At 64.1% G+C, this 22,003-nt stretch carries 21 protein-coding genes, 1 tRNA gene and 1 pseudogene; 11 read left to right on the top strand and 12 right to left on the bottom strand.

Features of this window, described 5'->3' with window-relative positions; all coding sequences use genetic code 11:
* Positions 1 to 31: 31 nt before the first annotated feature.
* Positions 32 to 589, bottom strand: coding sequence for a dihydrofolate reductase family protein (locus J2S96_RS17685; RefSeq protein ID WP_306866356.1), 558 nt, complete (start codon positions 587 to 589; stop codon positions 32 to 34).
* Positions 590 to 633: 44 nt separating this feature from the next.
* On the opposite strand from J2S96_RS17685, the gene J2S96_RS17680 reads away from it, so the two are divergent.
* On the top strand, positions 634 to 1,212 hold the full coding sequence (locus J2S96_RS17680; protein WP_306866354.1) for a DinB family protein: 579 nt from the start codon (positions 634 to 636) through the stop codon (positions 1,210 to 1,212).
* Between the two features lie 49 nt (positions 1,213 to 1,261).
* Here the strand turns inward: J2S96_RS17680 and J2S96_RS17675 are convergent, their stop codons facing one another.
* Positions 1,262 to 1,780, bottom strand: a complete 519-nt coding sequence (locus tag J2S96_RS17675) for a nucleoside kinase (RefSeq protein ID WP_306866352.1) — start codon at positions 1,778 to 1,780, stop codon at positions 1,262 to 1,264.
* A gap of 103 nt (positions 1,781 to 1,883) precedes the next feature.
* Here J2S96_RS17675 and J2S96_RS17670 point away from each other — a divergent pair.
* Positions 1,884 to 2,647: pseudogene (locus J2S96_RS17670) on the top strand (helix-turn-helix transcriptional regulator).
* 90 nt (positions 2,648 to 2,737) lie between these two features.
* On the opposite strand, the gene J2S96_RS17665 reads toward J2S96_RS17670, so the two are convergent.
* The 3 genes from J2S96_RS17665 to J2S96_RS17655 all read right to left on the bottom strand — a co-directional run bounded on the left by J2S96_RS17665 (position 2,738) and on the right by J2S96_RS17655 (position 6,649).
* Positions 2,738 to 3,610, bottom strand: a complete 873-nt coding sequence (locus J2S96_RS17665) for a pentapeptide repeat-containing protein (protein ID WP_306866350.1) — start codon at positions 3,608 to 3,610, stop codon at positions 2,738 to 2,740.
* Between the two features lie 399 nt (positions 3,611 to 4,009).
* Positions 4,010 to 4,561: a hypothetical protein gene (locus J2S96_RS17660; protein WP_306866348.1), complete on the bottom strand. Its 552-nt coding sequence runs from the start codon at positions 4,559 to 4,561 to the stop codon at positions 4,010 to 4,012.
* 27 nt (positions 4,562 to 4,588) lie between these two features.
* Positions 4,589 to 6,649, bottom strand: a complete 2,061-nt coding sequence (locus J2S96_RS17655; RefSeq protein WP_306866346.1) for a phosphocholine-specific phospholipase C — start codon at positions 6,647 to 6,649, stop codon at positions 4,589 to 4,591.
* A 158-nt stretch (positions 6,650 to 6,807) separates the two neighbouring features.
* Here J2S96_RS17655 and J2S96_RS17650 point away from each other — a divergent pair, with 158 nt between their 5' ends.
* The 4 genes from J2S96_RS17650 to J2S96_RS17635 all read left to right on the top strand — a co-directional run bounded on the left by J2S96_RS17650 (position 6,808) and on the right by J2S96_RS17635 (position 11,761).
* Positions 6,808 to 7,350, top strand: a complete 543-nt coding sequence (locus tag J2S96_RS17650) for a GNAT family N-acetyltransferase (protein WP_306866345.1) — start codon at positions 6,808 to 6,810, stop codon at positions 7,348 to 7,350.
* A gap of 118 nt (positions 7,351 to 7,468) precedes the next feature.
* Positions 7,469 to 7,897: a YybH family protein gene (locus J2S96_RS17645; RefSeq protein WP_306866343.1), complete on the top strand. Its 429-nt coding sequence runs from the start codon at positions 7,469 to 7,471 to the stop codon at positions 7,895 to 7,897.
* Between the two features lie 110 nt (positions 7,898 to 8,007).
* Positions 8,008 to 8,997 carry an LLM class flavin-dependent oxidoreductase gene (locus tag J2S96_RS17640; protein ID WP_306866340.1) on the top strand — a complete coding sequence of 330 codons (990 nt, stop codon included), beginning with the start codon at positions 8,008 to 8,010 and terminating at the stop codon, positions 8,995 to 8,997.
* 124 nt (positions 8,998 to 9,121) lie between these two features.
* A complete protein-coding gene (locus J2S96_RS17635; protein WP_306866338.1) occupies positions 9,122 to 11,761 on the top strand; it encodes a trehalase-like domain-containing protein in 2,640 nt (879 codons plus the stop codon).
* Positions 11,762 to 11,787: 26 nt separating this feature from the next.
* Here J2S96_RS17635 and J2S96_RS17630 read toward each other — a convergent pair whose 3' ends face one another.
* The 3 genes from J2S96_RS17630 to J2S96_RS17620 form a co-directional block, all read right to left on the bottom strand.
* Entirely contained in the window at positions 11,788 to 12,714 is a 927-nt protein-coding gene (locus tag J2S96_RS17630) for an AEC family transporter (RefSeq protein WP_306866334.1), read from the bottom strand.
* Positions 12,715 to 12,859: 145 nt separating this feature from the next.
* The gene (gene panD, locus J2S96_RS17625) at positions 12,860 to 13,288 is read right to left on the bottom strand and encodes an aspartate 1-decarboxylase (protein WP_306866331.1); all 429 of its coding nucleotides are present in this window, start codon (positions 13,286 to 13,288) and stop codon (positions 12,860 to 12,862) included.
* Between the two features lie 61 nt (positions 13,289 to 13,349).
* On the bottom strand, positions 13,350 to 14,204 hold the full coding sequence (locus J2S96_RS17620) for a LysR family transcriptional regulator (protein WP_306866328.1): 855 nt from the start codon (positions 14,202 to 14,204) through the stop codon (positions 13,350 to 13,352).
* Between the two features lie 150 nt (positions 14,205 to 14,354).
* Between J2S96_RS17620 and J2S96_RS17615 the strand changes: the two genes are divergently transcribed.
* The gene (locus J2S96_RS17615; protein ID WP_306866326.1) at positions 14,355 to 15,752 is read left to right on the top strand and encodes an MFS transporter; all 1,398 of its coding nucleotides are present in this window, start codon (positions 14,355 to 14,357) and stop codon (positions 15,750 to 15,752) included.
* 89 nt (positions 15,753 to 15,841) lie between these two features.
* On the opposite strand, the gene J2S96_RS17610 is transcribed toward J2S96_RS17615, so the two are convergent.
* Positions 15,842 to 15,915 (bottom strand) — tRNA-Gly (locus J2S96_RS17610).
* 238 nt (positions 15,916 to 16,153) lie between these two features.
* Between J2S96_RS17610 and J2S96_RS17605 the strand changes: the two genes are divergently transcribed.
* Complete coding sequence (locus J2S96_RS17605; RefSeq protein ID WP_306866323.1) at positions 16,154 to 16,600, top strand: SRPBCC family protein; 447 nt, start codon at positions 16,154 to 16,156, stop codon at positions 16,598 to 16,600.
* Positions 16,601 to 16,621: 21 nt separating this feature from the next.
* Here the strand turns inward: J2S96_RS17605 and J2S96_RS17600 are convergent, their stop codons facing one another.
* On the bottom strand, positions 16,622 to 17,905 hold the full coding sequence (locus J2S96_RS17600) for a CAP domain-containing protein (RefSeq protein ID WP_306866320.1): 1,284 nt from the start codon (positions 17,903 to 17,905) through the stop codon (positions 16,622 to 16,624).
* Between the two features lie 103 nt (positions 17,906 to 18,008).
* On the opposite strand from J2S96_RS17600, the gene J2S96_RS17595 reads away from it, so the two are divergent.
* From J2S96_RS17595 to J2S96_RS17585, 3 genes are all read left to right on the top strand, one after another.
* Entirely contained in the window at positions 18,009 to 18,353 is a 345-nt protein-coding gene (locus tag J2S96_RS17595) for a hypothetical protein (protein WP_306866318.1), read from the top strand.
* Positions 18,354 to 18,575: 222 nt separating this feature from the next.
* Positions 18,576 to 19,151 (top strand): dCTP deaminase, encoded by a 576-nt coding sequence (gene dcd / locus J2S96_RS17590; protein WP_306866313.1) that lies wholly within the window; start codon positions 18,576 to 18,578, stop codon positions 19,149 to 19,151.
* A 156-nt stretch (positions 19,152 to 19,307) separates the two neighbouring features.
* The gene (locus tag J2S96_RS17585) at positions 19,308 to 20,249 is read left to right on the top strand and encodes a hypothetical protein (RefSeq protein ID WP_306866311.1); all 942 of its coding nucleotides are present in this window, start codon (positions 19,308 to 19,310) and stop codon (positions 20,247 to 20,249) included.
* A 37-nt stretch (positions 20,250 to 20,286) separates the two neighbouring features.
* Here J2S96_RS17585 and J2S96_RS17580 read toward each other — a convergent pair whose 3' ends face one another.
* Both J2S96_RS17580 and J2S96_RS17575 read right to left on the bottom strand, forming a co-directional pair.
* Positions 20,287 to 21,501 (bottom strand): cation:proton antiporter, encoded by a 1,215-nt coding sequence (locus tag J2S96_RS17580; RefSeq protein ID WP_306866309.1) that lies wholly within the window; start codon positions 21,499 to 21,501, stop codon positions 20,287 to 20,289.
* A 5-nt stretch (positions 21,502 to 21,506) separates the two neighbouring features.
* Positions 21,507 to 21,989: a cation:proton antiporter regulatory subunit gene (locus tag J2S96_RS17575; protein WP_306866307.1), complete on the bottom strand. Its 483-nt coding sequence runs from the start codon at positions 21,987 to 21,989 to the stop codon at positions 21,507 to 21,509.
* Positions 21,990 to 22,003 lie beyond the last annotated feature (14 nt).

The raw sequence follows: 22,003 nt of genomic DNA, 5'->3' as shown, positions 1-22,003 counted from the left end.
CAGCTCTGTTTCAGCGGCGTACGCGATGCGGTTATGCCCGCCGGGCATAGTGGAGGTAGACGACGCCGTTGCCGAAGCGACGCTCCTCCAACAACTCAAGCGTCAGGCGAACGCCGTCGGGGAGGAACTGTTTGCCTCCTCCGACGACCACTGGCGTGAGGAAGAGACGGAACTCGTCCACCAGGCCGGCCTTAATGGCTTGGGCTGCGAGGACCGTGCCGCCAATCGACATGTCCTGCTCTGATGCGTCTTTCAGCGTCCGGAGAGATTCGGCGTCGAACTCCCGCTCAATGCGCGTCCTTGCAGTAGACGCTCTTTCCAGGCTCGTGGAATACACGATCTTGTCCGCGGTACGCCAGATCTGCGCGTAGTCCTGCATGACCGGCGGCTCCCCGGAAAGGGCCATGTCCTCCCATACCGACATGATCTCGTACATCCGCCTGCCATAGAGATAGGTGCCGACTGGCCGCTCCAGGTCGTTGACGAAGCTGTGCACTTCCTCGTCGGGCATGCTCCAGTCAAACTTTCCGTCGGCATCGGCGGTGTAGCCGTCCAGGGACATGATTCCCGAGTAGATCAGTTTTGCCATGCACCGACGGTACACACCCGCGACAGCAGGGGTATAGTGCCCGGATGGATGACAAAGGGATTCTGCTCAAATACCTGCGTGCTCGTCGCGGGGAGCTGCTCGCCAAGCTTGACGGACTCGATGAGTACGATGTCCGCCGGCCCATGACCCCCACCGGCACCAACCTCCTGGGCCTGGTCAAACATGTGGCCAGTGTGGAGCTTGGGTACTTCGGGGAGGTCTTCGGCCGGCCCAGCGGCCGGGATCTGCCGTGGTTCGCGGACGACGCCGAGGCCGACGCGGACCTGTGGGTTCGGCCGGAGGAGAGCAGGGAAGAGATCATCGAACTGCACCGGTTCTCGGCCGAGCACAGCGATGCAACCATCGAATCGCTCCCGCTCGACGCTCCCGGGGAAGTTCCTTGGTGGTCCGAAGAACGCCGCCGCGTGACGCTCCATCAGATCCTGGTGCACATGTGCGTCGAAACGGCCCAGCACCTGGGGCACGCCGACATACTTCGTGAGCTTATCGACGGTTCGGCGGGGAAGGGGCCCGGGGACCTGAATCTATCGCAGCGAAACGCCGAAGAATGGGCCGGGCACCGGGCCCGGATCGAGGCCGCGGCGCGTCAAGCCGCGACATAGCGTGAGGCGTGAGCTTTCGGCCTTTTGAGCAGGCGAAAGGCCTGAGATCTCACGTCTCGATGGACGCAATCAATGTCAGGATTTCGTCGACGACATTCGCGAGTGGAGCGGTGGCGTCGATGGCGATGCCACCTCGCGGAATGTCCGCCTTTGTGCGATGCAACTGGAGTATGAGGTCCCGTTCCATTTGCCGGCCTTGTCCTCCCCACTCGTCGTCCCGCCTGTTGTCGAGCCGGGAAGTCAAGGTTTCGGCGTCGACCTCGAGTACGAAGACGCCGTCGAACAGGTCGATAAACTCGGTGAAGTTTCGTGATCCGCCACAGAAGAACGTCACCGCATCCCGCTGATCTGCGACGAGTTCCTTCACCTGATCGACCCGCCAAAGATGGTGATCGTGAACGGCGAGACCAGTGACGTCCGGCGTCGGCGCCCCGGTCTTCGGATCACCTTGGTACGCGAGTTCCCGATCGCCGTGAATGGCGCGGTAACCGCGCCGCGCCAACTCCTCGCACACGGAGGTCTTCCCGGTTGCGGAACCCCCTTCAATGAGGAAGTTTCTCCTGCCCATAGCTAATGGTAGACAGGCCTGTACGCCACGATCGCCGGGTTCTACTGGCTTCGATGCAGTCTGATCATCAAATTGGTTCTGGTGACCGGGGTTACCAAGGAAGGTGTCCTTCGGCGTCGAAGTAGCCTCCGGTGGGGCCGTCCGGGCCCGGTATTTCGGTGGACTACATCACCCGGCTGGAACGGGGCGGGCAGCGAATCCGTCGTCCCACGTCGTTGAGGCGTTGGCAAGGGCCCTTCGACTGTCCGGGGAGGAACGCTCCCACCTGTTTCGGCTGGCTGGTTTCACGACGCCCGGAGCCGACACGGTGCCCGACCGGATCACCCCGAGCGTTCAACGGCCCCTAGACAGGCTTTCAGGGGCACCCGTTGCCGTTTTCGACGCACGCTGGACACTTCCGAGTGCCAACTCCGCCTACGCGGCTCTCATGGATGACCCCTCGGCATGGAGCGGCCACGAGCGCAACGCTGTGTGGCGGCAGTTCCTCGGCCCGGCCGGTCGTGCCCGCTCCACCGACGAGTCCCGCCGCGCCCTCGAAAGCGCGCTTGTGGCCGACCTTCGCGCTGCCGCCGCGCGCTCCCGTCAGACCGGGGAATCGACAGTCTAACCGAAGTCCTTTGCAGGAACAGTCCGAGGTTTGCCGAGCTGTGGAAGTCAGTTGTTGTGGGGCACAACGACGCTGCGCGGAAGACAATCGACCACCCCGAAGTCGGACACCTCACGCTGGATTGCGACATCCTTGCCGTCGCAGGCAGCGACCTGCACATCATGATCTACACCGCGGAACCCGGCACCGAGGACGCAGCGCGCCTGGAAGTGCTAACGGCGATTGGCACCCAGGCGATGGAGCCGCAGGGCGCGGGCTGACAGGCGAATCGCGTGGTGGCGGGGTCGTGACGGCTGCCAAGTCGCTACCAGGGGAGCCACCGACTACCGGACGACTCTGTCATGTTCTCTTCAGCTGTTTTTAGGCCAATGAGGAGGTCGGCTGAAGTCCGAGGGCAAGCGCGTGTGGGCGTCGCCCTGGGCTGCGTTGAGCTGGGCCTGTGCCAGATAGAGGGTTCTGGAAAGATCGGCTCCTTCGAGACGGGCGTCTCTGAGGTCCGCGCCGAGGAGGTCTGCGCCTGAGAGGTCGCAGTCTCGCAGGTCCGCACCGATGAGATACGCGCCCCGAAGGTCTGCCCCGCACAGCGACCTGGACCGCATATTCTTGCCCATGAGGTCTGCTCCCGGGACAATCGCGGCATCTAGGTGATCATCACCAGTTGCAAGGTATGAAGCCCTCACTTCTTCGCTCACGTCCATCAGTACGGACCGAACCCGGGCGTGCAGGTCCCCAAGGTTCAGGGAGAGGACCCGCTGCGTTTCGGCCATCGCACTTTCGATTGTCATTCTGAGCTCGTTGACCTGGTACGAGACGTCCGGGTCGAAGGTCCTGCTGGTAGCTTCTGCCAGATACCAGAGCATTTCGTGGAGTTGCCGGACGACATTGAAGGACTGGAACAAGTTCGTCGCTTTTGCTGAATCCGCTCTCCAGCTGATTCCTTGGAAGAGGTTCTGGGAGACGTTTTGGCCGGCTCCGAAGCAGTCGAAGACAGTGCACCCTCGGAAGCCTCGCGGGCGCAGGCTTTCGTGGATGGTGCAGGAGAAGTCGGAGGCAAGGTTCTTGCAGGGAGTTCCTGCTGGTTTGTCGATGGCGAAGTCGGCGTTGCGGGAAAAGCCTAGGGCCGTGCAGCAGAGCGCGAAGCAGCTGGCACAATCAGGGCGCAGGGATTCCCGGCCAAGGGCAGGTGAAAAGGGCGCGGCGGAGTCGCTCGATGTAAAGGGCATGTGATCTTCTCGGGATGAGTTCGGTGAGGGGCCGGATGCCAGGGGAACTCGCGAAGGAGTCCCCTTCGAGGGCACACGGAATCACCGCTTCCGAGGGAAGCGATCGGGAACCGCTGCGTCGACTCTGGGTCACAGAGAAAGTAAGAATGTCACTGCGGTCAAACGTAGCACGAGCTCCTACCCGGCAGTAAGCTGGTCCTGCACAGGCCGGTCCATTGCCCACGCGCGTCACGAACGGCGCCCCTTCGTGACCGCGCCAGCAGGACAGAGGAACACCCCGCCGATCACCACAGTGCAGATATCTGGAGCCGGCATGCCGATGCCGGCCAAAGGAAGTAATGTGGCCCGAGCCCAATTGGTCCCGGTAGCTTTTCCCGGCCGGGATTACGCCGTTCTGATTCAGGCGGATTCGTTCTGTCCTGACTCCGCCGGGGTGATGCCTGCGACAGGCCAGTTTTCGCGGGGGAGCTCGTGCAAGATCGTGGACTCCGGACTGGCGCCGCGCGTCTCCACTCTTGCGGCCGCAGCCGCTGCGATGGCCAGGGCGCCGCCGGCTATGAGGGGGAGTCGAGCGTCAAGGCTGATGATTGCGCCCGCTAAGGCGGTTCCCGCAGCGGCCGCTGTGACCTTGAGAGCTGCTGTCCAGATGAAGACCTGTGCCCGGGCATTGGGGGATGAAAATTCGGCCCGCGCGGCAAGTGCTGCGGTGAAGAACAACGAGTTGAGGACCCCGGACACCCCAAAGGCTACGAGCGCAGAAGGGAACGACGGAACGAGCGCCGCTCCGGCGAAGGCTAGGCCGGTGACTGCCGCGAGCCGGATCACCGCTTTTTCGGCGGATCCCCTGAGGGGAGCGATCATGAGGGCCATGGAGCCTGCCAGGCTGCCCAGACCGAACACGGCCGGGAGGAGCTCTGCGTTTGCCGCGTTTATTTCGAGTCGGGGCGCCATGCCGACGGCTTTCGGTTTGCGCCCCGGTCATCGGCCCAGCTGCGGATCGCTGGTGAGTGGCCGGCCGGTCTCGATCCGGCCGGCAAGGACGCGGATGAGCTTCGGATCCGCGGCGGAGGTGATGGTCAGGTCGTACCAGCCACCTCGGGTCGGAATGATGACGGTCTTGCTCTGGCCGGGGTTGAGCGAAAGCGTCTGGGAACCGGCGCCATAGGCGTCTTTCAGGGTCAGGGCTGCCGCTGCCCGGCCGGTGTTCTCGATCCGGAACTGCGCGTGCGGTGATTTGCCGTCAGCGGTGACGGTGACGCGAAGGTCCGCGGCCGCCGTCGTACCCGCCAGGCGCCGGTACCAGCCAGCCGGCCCATGCATGTGCACGTCGTATTCGGCGCCGAGCGGCCAGGATGCGTCCAGTGCGGCCGACGCCCCGATGGTGTACGAGTAAGGGGCTGCCGGCAGCAGGTTGGAGCGGACTTGCACGTGCGCGCCCAGCGTGCCTCGGTTTGTCCAACGGGCCGTGAGCTGGCCGGCCTGGATCTTCGTCTCGAGGTCGAGGGCGTAACCCAGCGGGCGGGACGGTCGCGTGCCTTTGTCCTGGGCAGGCATGCTGTTCACCGCCGGCGGCGTCGGGACATAGCTCGGGTGGCGGCTTTGGTCAGCGGGCTTATAGGCGGAGGTGTCGGGCAGTGCCGGGGCAGCCCCGCCAGTGGCGGTGAAATCGAATGCGCTGGTGAGGTCGCCGCTGACCGCGCGGCGCCACGGGGTGATGTTCGGCGAGGCCACTCCGAAACGGGTTTCGAGGAATCGGATGATCGAGGTGTGGTCGAACGTCTCCGAGCAGACCCACCCGCCCATGCTCCACGGGGAGGCCACGATCATTGGTACGCGCACACCGAGGCCGAAGTGCCCAGGGACGTCCTTGCTGCCGTAGAAGGTCGGGGTGCCGTCGTACCACTCTCCGGCAGTCGAGACGGTGGACGCGCCGGGAATCTGTGGCGTGTTCGGGTGCGGAGGGACGATGTGGTCGAAGAACCCGTCGTTCTCGTCGTACATGAACAACACGGCCGTTTTGCTCCAGACATCCGGGTTGGAGGTGAGGATGTCCAGGACGTTCGCGGCGTACCAGGCGCCGAAGTTCGGTGGCCAGTTGGAGTGCTCCGTGTAGGCCTCCGGCGCCACGGTGTAGGAAACCTGGGGCAGCTTGCCGCCAGAGACGTCCTCCCGGAGAACCCGGAAGAGATCATCGCCAGCCTTCGCATTCGTACCGGTCCGCGCTTTCTCAAACAGCGGCGTGCCGGGCTTCGCGTCCTGGTACTGCTTGAAATACAGCAACGAGTTGTCACCGTAGTTGCCGATGTAGGGGTTGCCGGTCCAGCCCTCATAGTGCGCGGGGTCCAGGCCCTCACCGATGTCCTGGTAGACCTTCCAGCTCACGCCGGCCTTCTCAAGCTCCTCGGGGTAGGTGCTCCACCAGTACCCGTTTTCATCGTTCCACAGGTCCGGCCCGCCGCCCTTGCGGTCCGGGTCATCCCCTCCGGCGTACATGTAATAGCGGTTCGGGTCGGTCGGGCCAAGGACCGAGCAATGGTACTGATCACAAATCGTGAAGGCGTCGGCCAGCGCAAAGTGGAACGGGATGTCCTGGCGCTCGTAAAACGCCATGGTCGCGTCGGTCTTCTCAGGCAGCCACTTGTCGTACTTGCCGTTATTAAAGGCTTCGTGGGTGAGCCTCCACGAATGGTCCAAATCCTCCATGAACTGCATGCCCAGGTTTGGTGCGGCCGGGTGGTACGGGAGGACCTCACGCGTGCCGTTGTTCTGGTGAAAGGCGTCCTTGCCGCTAGGCAGGATCGCTGGGTGCGGATCCGAGAACCCGCGGACACCCTTCAGTGTGCCGAAATAGTGATCGAATGCCCGGTTCTCCTGCATGAAGATCACTACATGCTCAACATCCTTGATCGAACCCGTGGCCCTGTTGGCAGGGATTGCGGCAGCCCGGGCAACGCTTTGGCCGAGCAATTCGGCGATCGCGGTACTTGCGGCACCGGCTCCCGCGAGCTGAAGAAAACGTCGACGATCCAGACCGGGCATGAACGGCTCCTCATACTTGATTTTGCTGGCGTTCCCCCGACGCAGTCTCCCAGCGCGAAGTAAAGTACCGGTATCGACCCGGTGAACTCTGGACGGGACCCACCGCGTGGAACCGCCCACAGCCTGATGGATCCGGCGATCTGGTCTAGTGTTGACCGATGATCGAACCACGCCAACTGAGTGAGAGCGTCAGCATGCGTGTGTTGCGCGTCGGTGACGCGGCAGCGCTCGCCACCGCATATGTGCGCAACCGGGCGTACCTTTCGCCTTGGGAGCCAATGCGGCCCGAGGAGTATTTCACTGAAAAATGGCAGGCTGCCGACATAGCCAACCGACTCGTCGCCCATCAGGCCGGGGAGGCGTATCCGCTTGGCCTGTTCGACGGCGACCGGCTCGTGGGTCGATTCAATCTCGCCGGAATCGTCCGCGGACCCTTCCAGAGCGCGGGGCTCGGTTACTGGGTGGACAGCGATTATGCGGGCCGTGGACTGGCGTCCGCGGCCGTCCACGCGATAGTCGAAATGGCGCGCGGCGAACTCGGACTGCACCGGATCGAGGCGAGCACCCTTCTCCATAATGGTGCTTCGCAGCGGGTGCTGCTAAAGGCCGGGTTCCAGCAGATCGGCACGGCGCCGCGGTACCTGCACATTGCTGGAAAATGGCAAGACCACAACCTCTACCAAGTGATCCTGCACGATTGAAATGCGATCACCCTGCTACCCCTACACGGCGGCCACTCTCACCGACCGTGGGGAGAGGGGGAGCCAAGCCGCAGTGTAGGCTTCCCACACACAACCGCCAACACGTGAGGAGATTTTCGTGGGCAACGAGCAAACCCCGGTCCATCAGGCACTGGATTCCTACGCAGCTGCCGTCCACGCGAAGGACGTGGACGCATTCACGGCCCTCTATGACGACAACGTCCACATCTACGATTCGTGGGGACAATGGCAGTACACGGGAATCGAGGCTTGGCGGTCGATGACCGGGGAATGGTTCTCTTCGCTGGGCGATGAGCGCGTCGAGGTCGAGTTCAACGATGTCCAGTCCGTCGCGGGGGAGGACGTGGCTTTCGGGCATGCAGCCGTGACCTTCGCTGGGATCTCGCCTCAAGGCGAACGGCTGCGCGCAATGACCAACCGCTTCACCATTTGCCTTGAGAAGAAGGACGGCGCCTGGAAGATCTCCCACGAGCATTCCTCCTTGCCCATCGACATGGAGACCGGCAAGGGCATCTTCACGAGCTGAGACGGAACCCACGCGAGCGCGAGAAATAAGCCGGGCGCCGCCGTCGTTGTCGCAAGAGTGGCCGGAAACCGGCCCCTTGAACGAAACCACCTTCGAAAGGCCGGCATCACGTGACTGTTCCCCTCTCCATCCTCGACCTGGCAGTTATCGGCAAAGGCCAGACGGCGGCGGAGAGCTTCGCCGGGAGCGTCGCGATGGCGCAACGGGCCGAACGGCTCGGCTACCGTCGGATCTGGTACGCCGAGCACCACAACATGCGCTCAATCGCGTCCTCGGCCACGAGCGTGCTGATTGCCCATATCGCGGCCAACACGAGCAGCATCCGGCTAGGCGCCGGCGGCGTCATGCTGCCCAATCACTCGCCGCTCACCATCGCGGAGCAGTTCGGCACCCTTGAGACGCTGCACCCCGGCCGCATCGATCTCGGCCTGGGGCGGGCGCCCGGCAGCGACCAGAACACGATGCGCGCACTCCGCCGCGATCCCATGGCTGCGGACACCTTCCCGCAGGACGTGCTGGAGTTGCAGGGCTACCTCACCGGACACACGCGGATCCAAGGGGTCGAAGCGACGCCGGGCAAGGGCACCAACGTTCCGCTCTATATCCTCGGATCCTCCCTGTTTGGAGCGCATCTGGCGGCGCAGCTCGGTCTGCCCTACGCCTTTGCATCGCATTTCGCACCCAACGCGCTGCAGGACGCCGTTGCCGCCTACCGTCGCGAGTTCAAGCCGTCCGAGCAGTTGCAGGAGCCGTACGTGATCGCGGGTGTCAACGCCGTGGCCGCGGATTCAGCGGCCGAAGCCCAACGGATCTTCCTTTCGGTCAAGCGGGAGCGCGTCTCCTTCTTCCTGGGCGGCGGACGCGAGTTCACCGACGCCGAGGCGGACCTCATTCTCGACTCGCCCCAAGGGCAGCACCTCGCGCAAATGATGAAGTACTCGGCCGTGGGGACGCCGGCGGCGGTGCGCGATTATCTCGAGGAGTTCACCCGCCACGCCGACGCCGACGAACTGATCATTGCCCACCAGAGCACGGGCACGGAGCAGCGGCTGCGTTCCGTGGAGCTGGTGGCGGAAGCCGCGGGCCTCACCCGGGTATAGCTTCAACCGCCGGGCGGCGTGCCCCTGGCAAGGCAAACTCGTTACACCCCTGCAATACGCGGGTCATGGAGGCGAAACTCCTGGAGCGGAAACTGGACGAATCCACCCTGGAAGGATCCTCCCCATGGCTACTCCGCTCAATTTGTCCGTGGCCGATAGCGCGCTGCTGACAAAATCGCTTCCGTTGGGCCTTCTGCGGACCGTCGTCCAATCCGAGGCAGCCCACGATGGAATCACGCCGGAGCTGCTCGCAGAGCTGAGGATGCTGGCCCGGACTCCTGGCCTGCTGGTGGCCTGCAACTACGGTGGAACCCTGTGCGCTGCGGAAGGCGTATCCACTGAGACGCTCCCCCTGGGGAGTGCCGCCGTCGCGCTCCGCGCACTCGCGGCACTGCCAAACACGCATGCGGCCGTCATCTCCGGCAGGTCCCTGCGGGATCTTGCCGCGGTGTCAAGACTGCCTGCGGAAGTCCACCTCGTAGGTTCGCACGGCGCTGAGTTCGATATGACCTATGCGTACGGCATCTCGATGGCCACAGAAGCCGTCCTTCAACAGGCAGCCACCGCCCTCAACGAGTCGATCGGTTTCGAAAAGGGCATCAGCATCGAGCGCAAGCCCGTGGCGGTGGCCATCCACACCAGGCCGGCCACACCCGCCGTCGTCGCCCGGGTGACGCGCGAGGCGCACCAGATCGCCCGTGAGCTGGGCATGTTTTTCATTGTGGACGGATCGGTCCTGGACCTGTCCATCGTGGAGCCCTCCAAAGACGCCGCCTTGGAGCATCTGCGCACACAGTTGGGGGCCAGCGCGGCCCTGTTTGCCGGCGACGCGGAGAGCGATGAGCTCGCAATCGCCACCTTGCGCGGCCCGGATCTTGGCCTGCACATCGGAGACGGGGAGACCGCTGCGCGCCACCGCTTGCCGGACCCGGAATCCTTCGCCAAGGTGCTGGCCATCCTGTTCGAGTTGCGCCGCGCGTGGCTGTTTGGCGAGGACGCAGTGGGGCTGGAGCGGCATTCGATGATCGGCAACGGTACCTCGACGGCGCTGCTCACTCCGGAAGCCAAGATCTGCTGGATGAGCCATCCGCTCCCGGATTCCGGTTCCTTGTTTGCACACATCCTCGGTGGCGATCCGGCCGGCCACTTCAGTGTGGAACCGGTCAAGACGTCGAAGGTGCTCGGCCAGCGCTATGTGGACAACACCATGATCGTGGAGACCCGTTGGGCGGACGTCACGGTCACCGACTATCTTGAGCCTGCGCCGGACGGTATCACCAGCCTGGTCCGTGTCCTGTCCGGAACCGGCAGCGCGCGGATTGTGTTCGCGCCGCGGCCGGACTACGCCAACGCCCCGTTCAACATGGAAGTCCGCGGCGAAGAGCTGCACGTCGTGGGGACATCGGATCCCATCATCCTTTTCGCTCCCGGAGTCTCCTTCACGGTCACGAGCGACGGCAAGCACGGCACCGCCACCGCGGAAGTCAGTCTCTCGTACGGTCCTGTAGTCCTGAACCTGAGGTGCGGAGACACTGAGCCGACGACGCCGGACCCGGCGGGAGAGCTCGTCCGGAGGGCCGCCGTCGCGCACCAATCGCGGCAATGGGTCCGTGGGCTGGAACTGCCCGACATGAAACCGTCCTTGGTACGCCGTTCGGCACTGGTCCTGAAGGCGCTGGTGCACGAGCCCACCGGGGCTGTCCTCGCGGCGCCAACCACGTCGCTCCCCGAAGGGATTGGCGGCACCCGCAATTGGGACTACCGCTACTGCTGGCTGCGTGACGGCTCCATGACGGTCAATGCGCTCGTGGATCTGGGCTCCACCGAGGAGGCAGAAGGGTTCCTCCGCTGGCTGGGACGCATCCTCGAGAACGCGCCCGGGCCGGAATGGCTGCACCCCCTGTACTCCGTCACCGGCTCACCGTTGTCCACGGAAGCCACTATCGAGAGCCTGCCCGGTTACGCCGGCTCGCGGCCCGTGCGGATCGGGAACGCCGCCGACCACCAAGTTCAGTTGGACGTCTTCGGGCCGATCGCCGGGCTCATCCAGGCCCTCGGCGAACGCCGAGGAACCTTGCCGGACGAGCACTGGAAGCTCATGGAACAAATGGCCTCGGCCGTGCTGGCCCGCTGGCACGAACCCGACCATGGTATCTGGGAAGCCCGGCGGGCGCCGCGGCACCACATCTACACCAAGGTGATGTGTTGGGTGACCCTGGACCGGGCCATGCAGACGGCCGTCCGGTTCCGCTGCCCCATTGGGCCCGAGTGGGAGGAAACGGCCAACGTCATCCGCGCGGAGGTCCTCCGCGAGGGCTGGGACGAAACCGCGAGCTCGTACACCGTGGCCTACGACAGCCCTGACCTGGACGCCGCGGTGTTGCACATCGGACTTTCCGGCCTGCTGGATGTCCGCGACCAGCGTTTCCTGGACACCGTCACCGCCGTCGAGCGGGAATTGCGGGTGGGTCCCACGGTGTTCCGTTACAGGTACGACGACGGCCTGCCGGGTTTGGAGGGCGGGTTCCACATCTGCACCACCTGGCTGATTGAGGCGTACCTTGCCGTGGGCAGGCTGGACGACGCGCTGGAGCTGTTCAACCAGCTCGTGGCGCTCTTCGGCCCGACAGGGCTGCTTCCGGAGGAGTTCGACCCCGGCACGGAGACCCATTTGGGAAACCATCCGCAGGCATATTCGCACTTGGGGTTCATCCGCTGCGCGCAGTTGCTGGATAGGTACCTGGACTCGATTGACGAGGAGTAGGCGCGAGCTGGTTGGGCAGGGGCCGCCTAGGTGAGCAGAAGTGCCACGGCGATCATTGCGGGCACCGCCACCACCGTAGTGATCAGGACCGTGTCCTTGGCCACGGTGATTCCCGTGTTGTAGCGGCTCGCAGCTACAAACACGTTCTGCGCGGTCGGCAGGGCCGCCGTGACCACCGCGGCGAATAAGGCATGCGCCTCCAGGCCCAACGCGAAGCGGGCGAACAGGTACGCCATGGTGGGATGGACAAACAGCTTGAAGCCGCTGGCCAGGAGCGCGTCCGCCCGGCGGCCCGTGTCCTTCTGCAAGGGACGCGAGCCGTTCAAGCTCATCCCGAAAGCCATCAGCATCGCGGGAATGGCGGCTCCGCCGATCAAATGGATCGGATCCATGATGAGCGAGGGCACTTGCCGTCCCGTTCCGGCGACCACCAGGCCCAAGGCCGATCCCACGATCATCGGGTTCCGGACGATCATCAAGGCGAACCGCAGGGGAGTGGTGCGATGGGCGCTCGTGCTGGCATCGAGCGCCATCAGGTACATGGGCGTGAAGAACGCGAGCTGGAAGATCAGCAGCGGTGCCACATAGCTCGCATCGCCCAGGACGAAGACCGCGATAGGGATGCCGAGGTTCGCTGAGTTGGCCAAGGAAGCACTCATGGAGGACATGAGTGATTCGGGCAATGTCCGTCTCAGCCAGAACTTCACGATGACGAAGAACAAGGCGCCCGTGACCAAGGCACCCACCGCCGTGACCAGGAGCGGAGCGGCGAAGATGTCGCGGAGATGGGCCTTGCTCAGCGTTTCAAAAAGGAGCGCGGGGCTTGCGACGAAGAAAGTCAGGCCGCTGAGGACCGAACGCGCATTCTCGCCCAGGATCCCGCGCTTGCCGACGAACATGCCCACCAGAATGATGGCCCACACCACGAAGAACCCCGAGAGCACGCCCAGCACTACTGCATCCGAGGGGGGACGGGCGCGGGGCGGCGTGGGTTCACAGTCCCAGCCTAAATCAGCTTTATTCGCCTACAAGGCCCGACGGCGGCATGTTCCGCCATGTGGACCGCGAAGGTAGCATGCCCCAGGGGAGGCGGGGAAACTAGTTCAGCTCTGCGTTGTTGAGGGCGTGCGGCGGGCGCATAATGCCCGGCGTGACGCCTTCGGCGGGATCGCTGCCGAGCTGGAGGATCTTGTTGGCCCTGTCCACATGGACAACCTTGGGCTGGTAGGCCTTGGCCTCGTCGGCGGTCATGTCCGCATAGGTGATGAGGATGACGACGTCACCCACGTGCACCAGGTGCGCTGCGGCACCGTTGATGCCGATGACGCCGGAGCCGCGTTCGCCGGCGATGGTGTAAGTCTCCAGGCGCGCGCCGTTGGTTACGTCGACAATGGAGACGAGCTCGCCGGGGAGAATGTCCGCGGCGTCCAGCAGATCCAGGTCGACCGTCACTGAGCCTACGTAGTGCAGATCGGCATGGGTCACCGTGGCACGGTGGATCTTGGACTTAAACATTGTGCGGTTCATAACGTGACAAGTTTAGCGCGTGGGCATCTGATCGCCGGGTGATGCTTGACACAAGCGCTCGTTAGCCCTGCTTGTTGAGCGTTCTGCCGATGATTGCTTGCGTCAGTGCATCCACAACCTCGGCGTTCGCCAAAGGGTTGCGGATCAGGGTGAAGTCCACGTCACCCACGGGCGGGAGGTCAAAGCGTTTGGTGATCACTGCGAGATCCTCTGGAACGAGCGATGACGGCATGACAGCGACGCCGATGCCCGCGCGCACTGCTGCCAAGACGCCGGCGATCTGCTTGGTCGAGCAGGTGACGCGCCACGTGCGGCCCTTGGCCTCCAGGGCGTCGATGGCCAGTTTCCGGCTGACGCTCGGGGCCGGATAGCAGATCAGTGGCACGGGTCCGGCGGGATCCAGCACCGTCTGTTCGACGCCCACCCAGGCAAACTTGTCGTGCCGGACGACGGTGCCGTCCTTCGCTTCACCCACCCACTTCACAAACACGAGATCCAATTGGCCGGCGTTGACGCGCTTGTAGAGCTGGTCACTCTGGCTGACGGTGAGTTCCAGGTTGATCTGCGGATAGAGTTGCCGGAACTCGCGCAGGATCCGAGGCAAGCCCGTAATGGCGAGATCGTCGGCGGTTCCGAATCGCAGCCGGCCGCGCATCGCGGAGCCGGAAAAGTACCTGGCTGCGGAATCATGCGCGGAGAGGATGTTGCGGGCAAAGCCCGCCATGGCGTCGCCGTTGTCCGTGAGCCGAACGTCCCGGGTGTCACGCGCTACGAGCGCCCGTTTGGCCGCCGCCTCCAGCTTCCTCACGTGCTGGCTGACCGTGGGCTGGGCCAAGCCGAGGCGCTCGGCTGCCTTCGTGAAACTCAAAGTCTCGGCCACTGCCAGGAAAGACCGCAGCTGCACTGGTTCGAACACGGGGCTCCTTGATGGGGTACGGTCACCACTGCTCCCGGCAGTGTATTGCACTTCGCAATGCTAGTTATACAGGCAATTCACTACCATAATCACCGCGGCCAACCCTAGCGTTAAAGCCATCCCAGCGAAACGCCTATCCGAGGACTACTTTTGGCACCCCCACCGCCCGCAGCGGCAAACGTCAGCCAACCCGCCATCGATTCACTCGCCGCAAGCAGCCGAATTTCACGCGCTGCAGAGCCGGACACCGTCACCCAGCCAATCGCCGTCGTCAGCGAACGGCTGCCCTGGCGGCACACCTTCATTTCCCTCAAGGTCCCCAACTTCCGGATCTTCGCCACGGGCCACTTCGTGGCCGTCATCGCACTCTGGATGCAGAGGATCGCCCAGGACTGGTTGGTACTCCAGCTCTCGGGCTCCGTCACCGCCGTCGGAATAACCGTGGCGTTGCAGTTCACCCCGTCGCTGTTCCTGGGTCCCTGGGGCGGCATGATGGCGGACCGCTTCCCCAAGCGACGCATCCTCATTGTGTGCCAAAGTGTCGCGGCCTGCTTGGCGGCTATCCTTGCCATATTGGCGCTGAGCCACCGCATCGAGGTGTGGCACGTCTATGTGATCGCGCTTGTCCTGGGCCTCGTGACGGTCCTCGACCAGCCCGCTAGGCAGGTCTTCGTCAACGAGCTCGTAGGACCGAAATACCTGCGCAATGCCATCAGCGTCAACTCCACCATCTTCCAGCTCGGTGGCCTGATTGGTCCCGCCCTGGCCGGCGTGCTGCTGACCGCCGTCGGTGCAGGCTGGGCCTTCGCAGCGAACGCGGTGGCCTGCTGCTCAACCGTCACCATGCTCTTGATGCTGCGCAAGAACGAACTTCATGTCAGCACGCCTGTGCCAAAACGCAAGGGAATGCTGCAGGAAGGCCTCCGGTACGCCCTCAGCAAGCCGACCATCTACTGGCCGTGGCTCATGGCCGGTTTTGTCGCGGTCTTCGCGATGAGCCTGCCGGTGCTCCTCGCCGCCTTCGCGGACAACGTTTACCATGCGGGCGCCGGCGGATACGGCTTGCTCAACGCCATGGTTGCCCTTGGTGCGCTTGCCGGAGCGATCACTTCGGCCCGCCGCCGGCAATTGCGCCTTCGCTCGGTGGTGCTGTGCGCAGGGATGTACGGCTTGATGCTGTGCTTGGCCGCGTTGGCGCCGGCCATGGTGTGGCTCGCCGGGGCCATGGTCCTTTCCGGATTCTCGTGCCTCATGTTCCTGACCGCCGCCAATCAGTTGGTCCAGGTAAGTGCCAACATGAGCATCCGCGGCCGGGTCATGAGCCTCTACATCATGGTGCTCATCGGTGGCCAGGCCGTCGGCGGACCCATGATGGGCTGGCTTGCCGAGCACCTCAACCCGCACGCCGCGCTTTTGGTCGCAGGCGGGGTGCCGGCGCTGGCAGCGGCGACGGTCGCCGTCGTGCTCGCCCGGAAGTCCGCGTTGCGGCTCAAAGTGAACGTGAGGGATCGACGCCGGATGGTACGGATCGTCCCGCAGTCGGTGTAGCGCGGAACGCGGCTGAGCCCAAAGCGGACGGGCCGGTCAAGCAAAAGCAAAACACCCCGGTCCGAAGACCGGGGTGTTTTTGCCGAAAATGGAGCGGGCGACGGGAATCGAACCCGCGTATCGAGCTTGGGAAGCTAGCGCTCTACCATTGAGCTACGCCCGCACTACTCCGCAAACCAGCCGGAGCAGATCCCAGCTTAGCGCAGATGGTGCGCTGGTCCCGACACAGACTCACCGGTATCACGGTCCCATCAAAATCCCTCCAGGGCTCGTAAAGATTCGGTTAAGGCTCGACGCGGGTGTGTTGCGCCGCGCTGCGCCTGACTATTCTGTAGCAGTTAGCTGCTGTGTCATGGGGAACCCGGCTATGTCTATGGGCCGAACGCCGAAAGAGGATTTCCGTGGCATCTGCAGAGTATGAAGTGCTCATTGGTCGCGACGCCATGACCGTCTACCAATTCGTGGTGGACGGACTGAACAATCCGCTGTGGCGCAGCGGCATCCGCAGCATTTCGCTGCGCTCCGGGCACACTGGCGAAAAAGGCGCCGTTTACCAGCAGACCCTCGCTGGCCCGGGCGGCCGGCCGATCGCGGCTGACTTCCAAATCACGGAAGCCAGGCCCGGCGCCGAAGTGCGTTTCGCCGTCGTCGCGGGTCCTGCGCGGCCCACGGGCGGCTACTACCTCAGCACCGAGGGACCCAATACCCGCCTTCGGTTCGCCCTCGAGTACCACCCCAAGGGCTTGCAGAAACTCATGAACAGCATGATCCAGAAGACCATGGAAGGCGAAGTGGTCCAGTTGGAGCAGCTCAAGTCGGTCATTGAGGAGCAAACCCCGGAGGCTTAGTCCCCTGGCAGCGTGGGCCAGCTACTGCGCCAGCTTGAGTCCGCTCAGACCGGTTATCGGAGTGCTCGGCGTGGTGAGGCCTCCGCCGGTCAGGTCCCAATATTCGATGTTTCCGTTGCTCAGCAGGCCCGCGACTCCAGTGGTGTTGAGGCCGGTGACACCCTTGAGCGAGCGCAATCCGGTGTAATCGGTCCATGCGGTGCCCACTACCAGCCGTGCCTCTGCCTTTGGCGTGGTGAGCCCCGAACCGCGGTAGAGGCGCAGGTTTCCGTTCGGTTCCACCGCCAGCAGGTCCTGGAAGCCATCGGCGTCAGAGTCCACCATGCTCAACCGGATTGCGCTGACACCCGAGCCCACTTGGGTCCGTCCCACCAAGGCGGTCAGCCCGAGGTTGCGGTACAGGTAGAGGGCGCCCGTTGAATCCGTGGCGAGGATCTGCGGGAGCCGGTTGTTCCCGCACCAGGTGCCTACCGCCATCGTCATGGACTGCCAGCCCGATCCGCCCAACGTCACCGGCGCTTTGAATCCTCCGCTCACCATGCCGGGGTAGAGCAGGAGCCTGCCGTCCAGCATTTGGACGATCACGTCGATCACGCCGTCGCGGTCCCAATCCGTGGTCATCACTTCTTTCGCCCCGGCGAAACCGGACCCGACCGTCCGGGCCGGACCGAACGTGCCGTTGCCGAGTGCCGGATAGTCCCGCAGGTTGCCCGAAGGGTCGACGGCGACGATGTCACCGGCGCTGCGGATGGCTGCAGCGCTGAGGTCCAGGGTGGGGGGTTGCTGCTTCGCGATGGGGTCGCAGACGCTCGGGGCCGGAAGCTGGGGAGGGGCTGTGCCCGCACCTGGGCTGTTGACCGTGCCGGCGGGGAGTGTCGTGTAGCCGAACAGATTCACCACGCCCCACATCGTGTAGCTATTGGGGGTGGTCAGGTAGTTGCCGTCCGTGAAGGTGATTCCCACGCCAATTACGTTGAAACGGGGATCACGCAGCAGGGCATCGTGGGCAGGCGAGCCTTTCCACCACTCGACAAGCTGCGCGGCATTGCGATCCCAGCGCACGGCGATGACCTCGCCGGCGCCGTTGTTGGGATTCAGAGCCCTGGGATCGGTCCAGAAGTTGGGGCGGTGTTCAATCACCTGGCGGCTGGCGATGTTGTTGGACCAGTCCTGCGAAAGAGTGGACACCGTGGGGTTGTACTTCACCGGGTTCAAGCCAAGGGACGTCCTGTAGGCATTGATGGCGTTGAAAACGGCCAACACCTGGGCCGAATTGTCATCATTGACCAATGCGTGCGGCGACATCAGCGGGACGGCTGCGGGCGAAGACTTCGTTGGTGCTGGAGGCTGATCCGGCTGCGGAACATTCCCGGCTGCGGGGAGCGGGTCCGGGCCGGATGCCGGCGGGATGGAAGGCACCGGCGGCGGGCCACCTGCAGCCTGGGGCGAGGTGCCGTTGCCGGGCTCGACGGCGGGGCTTGACTGCGCGGGCGCAGGTGCGGCACCGATGGTTGACGCGTTTGCCGCACGCTCGGGGGCGGATGGAGATGCCGGTACCGCGGTTGTGGGTGCTGGTCCCGCAGTTGTGCGTCCTGGTGCCGCAGCTGTGGGCGCGGTGCCTGTTGGTGACCCCGGCGCAGGTGCGGCCTGCGGAAGGCCGGATCCCGACGGCGGTGCGGACGCCGTCGTCGTACTTTCGGTTCCCGCGGTGGTGCGTGAGGTGGATGGCGCGGCGACACTTCCGGCGAGCTGAGCCGGAACGGCCAGCGGTCCGGAGGCAGGGGCCACCAGCGTGAGAAGGCAGGCCACCAGCATGGCAGCGGGCACCGCAATTCGTCTCAATGTTTCCCCAGGTTCGCGTCGTGCCACCGTTCCCAAACACAACAGCGGTAACGGCAGTCTATGTGCTGCACTATAGTCCCATGCGCCACTCCGACACCACGGGGTACGGTGCGCATACGGTACTTTTGATCCTGTGCTGATCTCTGACCGCGACATACGTGCCGAAATCGACTCCCGACGTATTGTCCTGGAGCCCTACGATCCCGCGATGGTTCAGCCGTCCTCGGTGGATGTGAGGATTGACCGCTTCTTCCGGCTCTTCGACAACCACAAATACGCGCACATCGACCCCTCCGAGGAACAGCCTGAGCTGACCCGCTTGGTGGAGGTCGAGGGCGACGAACCCTTCATCCTGCACCCGGGCGAATTCGTGCTTGGTTCAACGTATGAGACCGTGAGCCTGCCGGACGACGTCGCCGCGCGGCTTGAAGGAAAGTCCTCGCTCGGCCGGCTCGGCTTGCTGACGCACTCAACGGCGGGCTTCATCGATCCAGGGTTCTCGGGCCATGTGACGTTGGAACTGTCCAACGTTGCCACGCTGCCCATCAAGCTGTGGCCCGGCATGAAGATTGGCCAGTTGTGCTTCTTCCGGCTCTCCTCGGCCGCTGAACATCCCTATGGTTCCGGCGGCTACGGCAACCGTTACCAAGGTCAACGCGGCCCCACCGCGAGCCGCAGCCACCTCAACTTCCACCGGACCTCGATCTAGGGGTTTCGACGCGTCCTCACTGAGGCGTGAGATCCCGGCCCTTTGAGCGCGTGAAAGGGGCGAGATCTCATTTCTCGTTGCGTACCATAGGCGGCACTCCCCCTCCCCGCTGTGGATAACCCAATGGGCGGCTCGTCCCTGTGCCAAAAATGGGTGATGCGCAATCCCAATCCGCTTCCCGATGCCCTCAGGGGCCGCTCGTTCACCCTTTCCGAGCAACGTGCGGCGGGACTTCGGGATGGCCGGGCATGGAATCAGGATCTTCGCGTGGCGAGCCGTGGAGTCCGCGTTCCGTGGGGAGCGACCCAGCAGCTCGCACATACTGCGCGGTTGCTGACCGGGATTTCGCCCGGGACCGTGTGTTGCGGCCCGACGGCGGCGAGCCTGTGGCGCTGTCCCCTTCCGTTTGATCTTGAGCGCGAGCCGCTAGTGCATTTGCTGCGGTGGGACGGCGGTAACCGGCCAGTTCGCAAAGGGGTTTCGGGGCACCGGGCGGCGCTGGATCCTGAGGACCGATGTGTTGTCGCGGGGGTCCCGCTAACAAGTCCTGCCCGGACCTGGCTGGACTTGGCTTCGCTGCTTCCGCTGGAAGATCTCGTGGCCGCGGCCGACTATTTCGTCTGCAGCCAGTCGCGCAGCTTTGGCCACAACCGCGCGGCGCTGTGTTCGCTTGGCGATTTAGCTAGGCAAGTGGAATCGAACGCCCGGATTCGTGGAATCAGGAATGCCCGGCTGGCGCTTGGCCTTGCCCGGGTTGGCGTCGACTCCGTGCCGGAAACCAAGCTGCGCCTCGCGATCGGAAGGCAAGGATTGCCGGAACCCCGGTTGCGATTTGTTGTGTGCGATGCGGCCGGCAGGGAGCTTGCGTGGCCGGACTTGGCGTTTCCCCGGTACAAGATTGCGGTCAACTATGACGGAGGCCATCACCTGACTGCTGAACAAAAGGACTCCGACATCCGCCGTGACGAATCGATCGTAGCCATCGGCTGGACTTCGGTGACCATCACGGCGCGGCACGTGAGGGTGCGAGGGTTTGACGGCGTCGTAATTCGCGTGCGGCATGCACTGATGCGGGCGGGATGGCGTGCTGAGACGTGAGATCTCGGCGCTTTGAGCGCGTGAAAGGGGCGAGATCTCACTTCTCAGTGGACACTTGCAGGGACGGAGGCTCGGGTGACTTCGATTTGCGCGGGGACTTGCGGAAGGCCTTGACCGTAGGCTCCACGAAGCGGGCTGCGAGCGGTCCGAAGATGGCCATGAGCAGCACGTACGCGGTGGCAAGCGCGGCGAGCTCGCGCGGGACGACACCGGAGGCCACGGCCAGGCCGGCAATGACAATGGAGAACTCACCGCGGGCAATCAGGGCGGCACCGGCGCGGAAACGGCCAGGGATGCCGATCCCTGCCCTTTTTGCCGCCCAGACGCCGGTCAGCACCTTGCTAAGGGCAGTACCGAAAGCCAGAAGCAACGCCCAGGCCAGGACCGGCGGAATGGTGCCGGGCTCTGTGTTGAGGCCGAAGGCCACGAAGAAAATAGCGGCAAAGAGATCGCGCAGCGGTTCAAGAATCCGCGTCGCGTTGTGGGCGGTTACCCCTGAAATCGCAATGCCAAGCATGAACGCGCCCACGGCCGCGGAAACCTGTAGGGCGGACGCGATGCCGGCCACCAGAAGTGCGGCTCCGAGGAGGTTGAGCAGGAAGACTTCAGAGTTTTCGCTATGCACGGCCCGGGATACCCGATGGCCGTGCTTGAGGGCCACCAGCAGCACGAGCGTGACGACCGCCAAGGCAATACCCACCGTTTGGAGGCCGCCCAGAAACCCTACGCCTGCCAGGATCGCCGTCAGGATCGGAAGGTAGATGGCCATCGTGAGGTCTTCGAACACCAAGATGGACAGCACCACTGGTGTCTCGCGGTTACCGATCCGGCCGAGGTCCGTGATCACCTTCGCGGCGATACCGGAGGACGAAATATAGGTGACACCGCCCATGACGATCGCACCCACAAGCCCCCAACCGAGCCACACGGCGATGCCCGCGCCCGGAAGGAAGTTCAACACAAAGTCCAACACGCCGGCTTGCCAAGAGCGCCGCAGTCCGGTGACGAGTTCCGCGGCCGTATATTCCAAGCCGAGCATCAACAGGAGCAGGATGACGCCGATTTCGCCGGAAAGATGGGCGAATTCCTGCATACCGTCGAGCTTGACCAGTCCACCTGCCCCGAACGCCAGCCCACCCACGAGATAGAGCGGAATGGGGGACATGCCGATCCTGCCGGCCAAGCGCGCCAAGAGGCCGAGACAGAAAACGACTGCGCCCAGCTCGATGAGGGTCAGGGCCAGGGGGTCCATGAACGTCAGCCGTTGCGCAGAATGGCAGCCGCAGAGTCAAGACCTTCCTGCGTACCGACAGCCACCAGCAAATCACCCGTGTGAAGGACGACGTCGGGAGCCGGTGAGGGAACCACTTCGCCTTCGCGCATGATCGCCACGATCGAGACACCACTGCGGGTGCGGATCTGTGCTTTGCCCATGGGCTGGTTGTTGAAAGGGGAGTCCGCGGTGATGGAGAACTGCCGCGTCGCAATGCCGGGGATTTCCTTGTGGGCCTCGGCGAGGCGCATGGCGATGTGCTGCCCACCCAGGAGGTTGCCTAGGGCGGCGGCTTCGTCTGCGGTCAAAGGGATGGATGCCTGGCAGGTGTCGGGATCGTCCCAGGTGGAGACGAAAAGCTCGGTCTCGCCCTCCCGCATCTCGACAATACCGATCCGGCGTCCCGAGGCCGTGATGAAATCCTTGCGGACCCCGAGGCCTGGAAGTTCTGTCTCATCCACGTTCATGAGTCCACCCTAGC

This window comes from Arthrobacter bambusae (assembly GCF_030812595.1).
Classification (GTDB): domain Bacteria; phylum Actinomycetota; class Actinomycetes; order Actinomycetales; family Micrococcaceae; genus Arthrobacter; species Arthrobacter bambusae_B.
Note: the sequence above shows the minus strand (reverse complement) of the source record. Positions and strands in the feature narration are given on the sequence as shown.

What these genes read in the sequence shown, in the direction of transcription:
- J2S96_RS17685 (WP_306866356.1), bottom strand. Translation starts at nt 589, where the DNA reads ATGGCAAAACTGATCTACTCGGGAATCATGTCCCTGGACGGCTACACC.
- J2S96_RS17680 (WP_306866354.1), top strand. Translation starts at nt 634, where the DNA reads ATGGATGACAAAGGGATTCTGCTCAAATACCTGCGTGCTCGTCGCGGG.
- J2S96_RS17675 (WP_306866352.1), bottom strand. Translation starts at nt 1,780, where the DNA reads ATGGGCAGGAGAAACTTCCTCATTGAAGGGGGTTCCGCAACCGGGAAG.
- J2S96_RS17665 (WP_306866350.1), bottom strand. Translation starts at nt 3,610, where the DNA reads ATGCCCTTTACATCGAGCGACTCCGCCGCGCCCTTTTCACCTGCCCTT.
- J2S96_RS17660 (WP_306866348.1), bottom strand. Translation starts at nt 4,561, where the DNA reads ATGGCGCCCCGACTCGAAATAAACGCGGCAAACGCAGAGCTCCTCCCG.
- J2S96_RS17655 (WP_306866346.1), bottom strand. Translation starts at nt 6,649, where the DNA reads ATGCCCGGTCTGGATCGTCGACGTTTTCTTCAGCTCGCGGGAGCCGGT.
- J2S96_RS17650 (WP_306866345.1), top strand. Translation starts at nt 6,808, where the DNA reads ATGATCGAACCACGCCAACTGAGTGAGAGCGTCAGCATGCGTGTGTTG.
- J2S96_RS17635 (WP_306866338.1), top strand. Translation starts at nt 9,122, where the DNA reads ATGGCTACTCCGCTCAATTTGTCCGTGGCCGATAGCGCGCTGCTGACA.
- panD (WP_306866331.1), bottom strand. Translation starts at nt 13,288, where the DNA reads ATGAACCGCACAATGTTTAAGTCCAAGATCCACCGTGCCACGGTGACC.
- J2S96_RS17600 (WP_306866320.1), bottom strand. Translation starts at nt 17,905, where the DNA reads ATGTCGCCGCACGCATTGGTCAATGATGACAATTCGGCCCAGGTGTTG.
- J2S96_RS17595 (WP_306866318.1), top strand. Translation starts at nt 18,009, where the DNA reads ATGGAAGGCACCGGCGGCGGGCCACCTGCAGCCTGGGGCGAGGTGCCG.
- J2S96_RS17585 (WP_306866311.1), top strand. Translation starts at nt 19,308, where the DNA reads ATGCGCAATCCCAATCCGCTTCCCGATGCCCTCAGGGGCCGCTCGTTC.
- J2S96_RS17580 (WP_306866309.1), bottom strand. Translation starts at nt 21,501, where the DNA reads ATGGACCCCCTGGCCCTGACCCTCATCGAGCTGGGCGCAGTCGTTTTC.
- J2S96_RS17575 (WP_306866307.1), bottom strand. Translation starts at nt 21,989, where the DNA reads ATGAACGTGGATGAGACAGAACTTCCAGGCCTCGGGGTCCGCAAGGAT.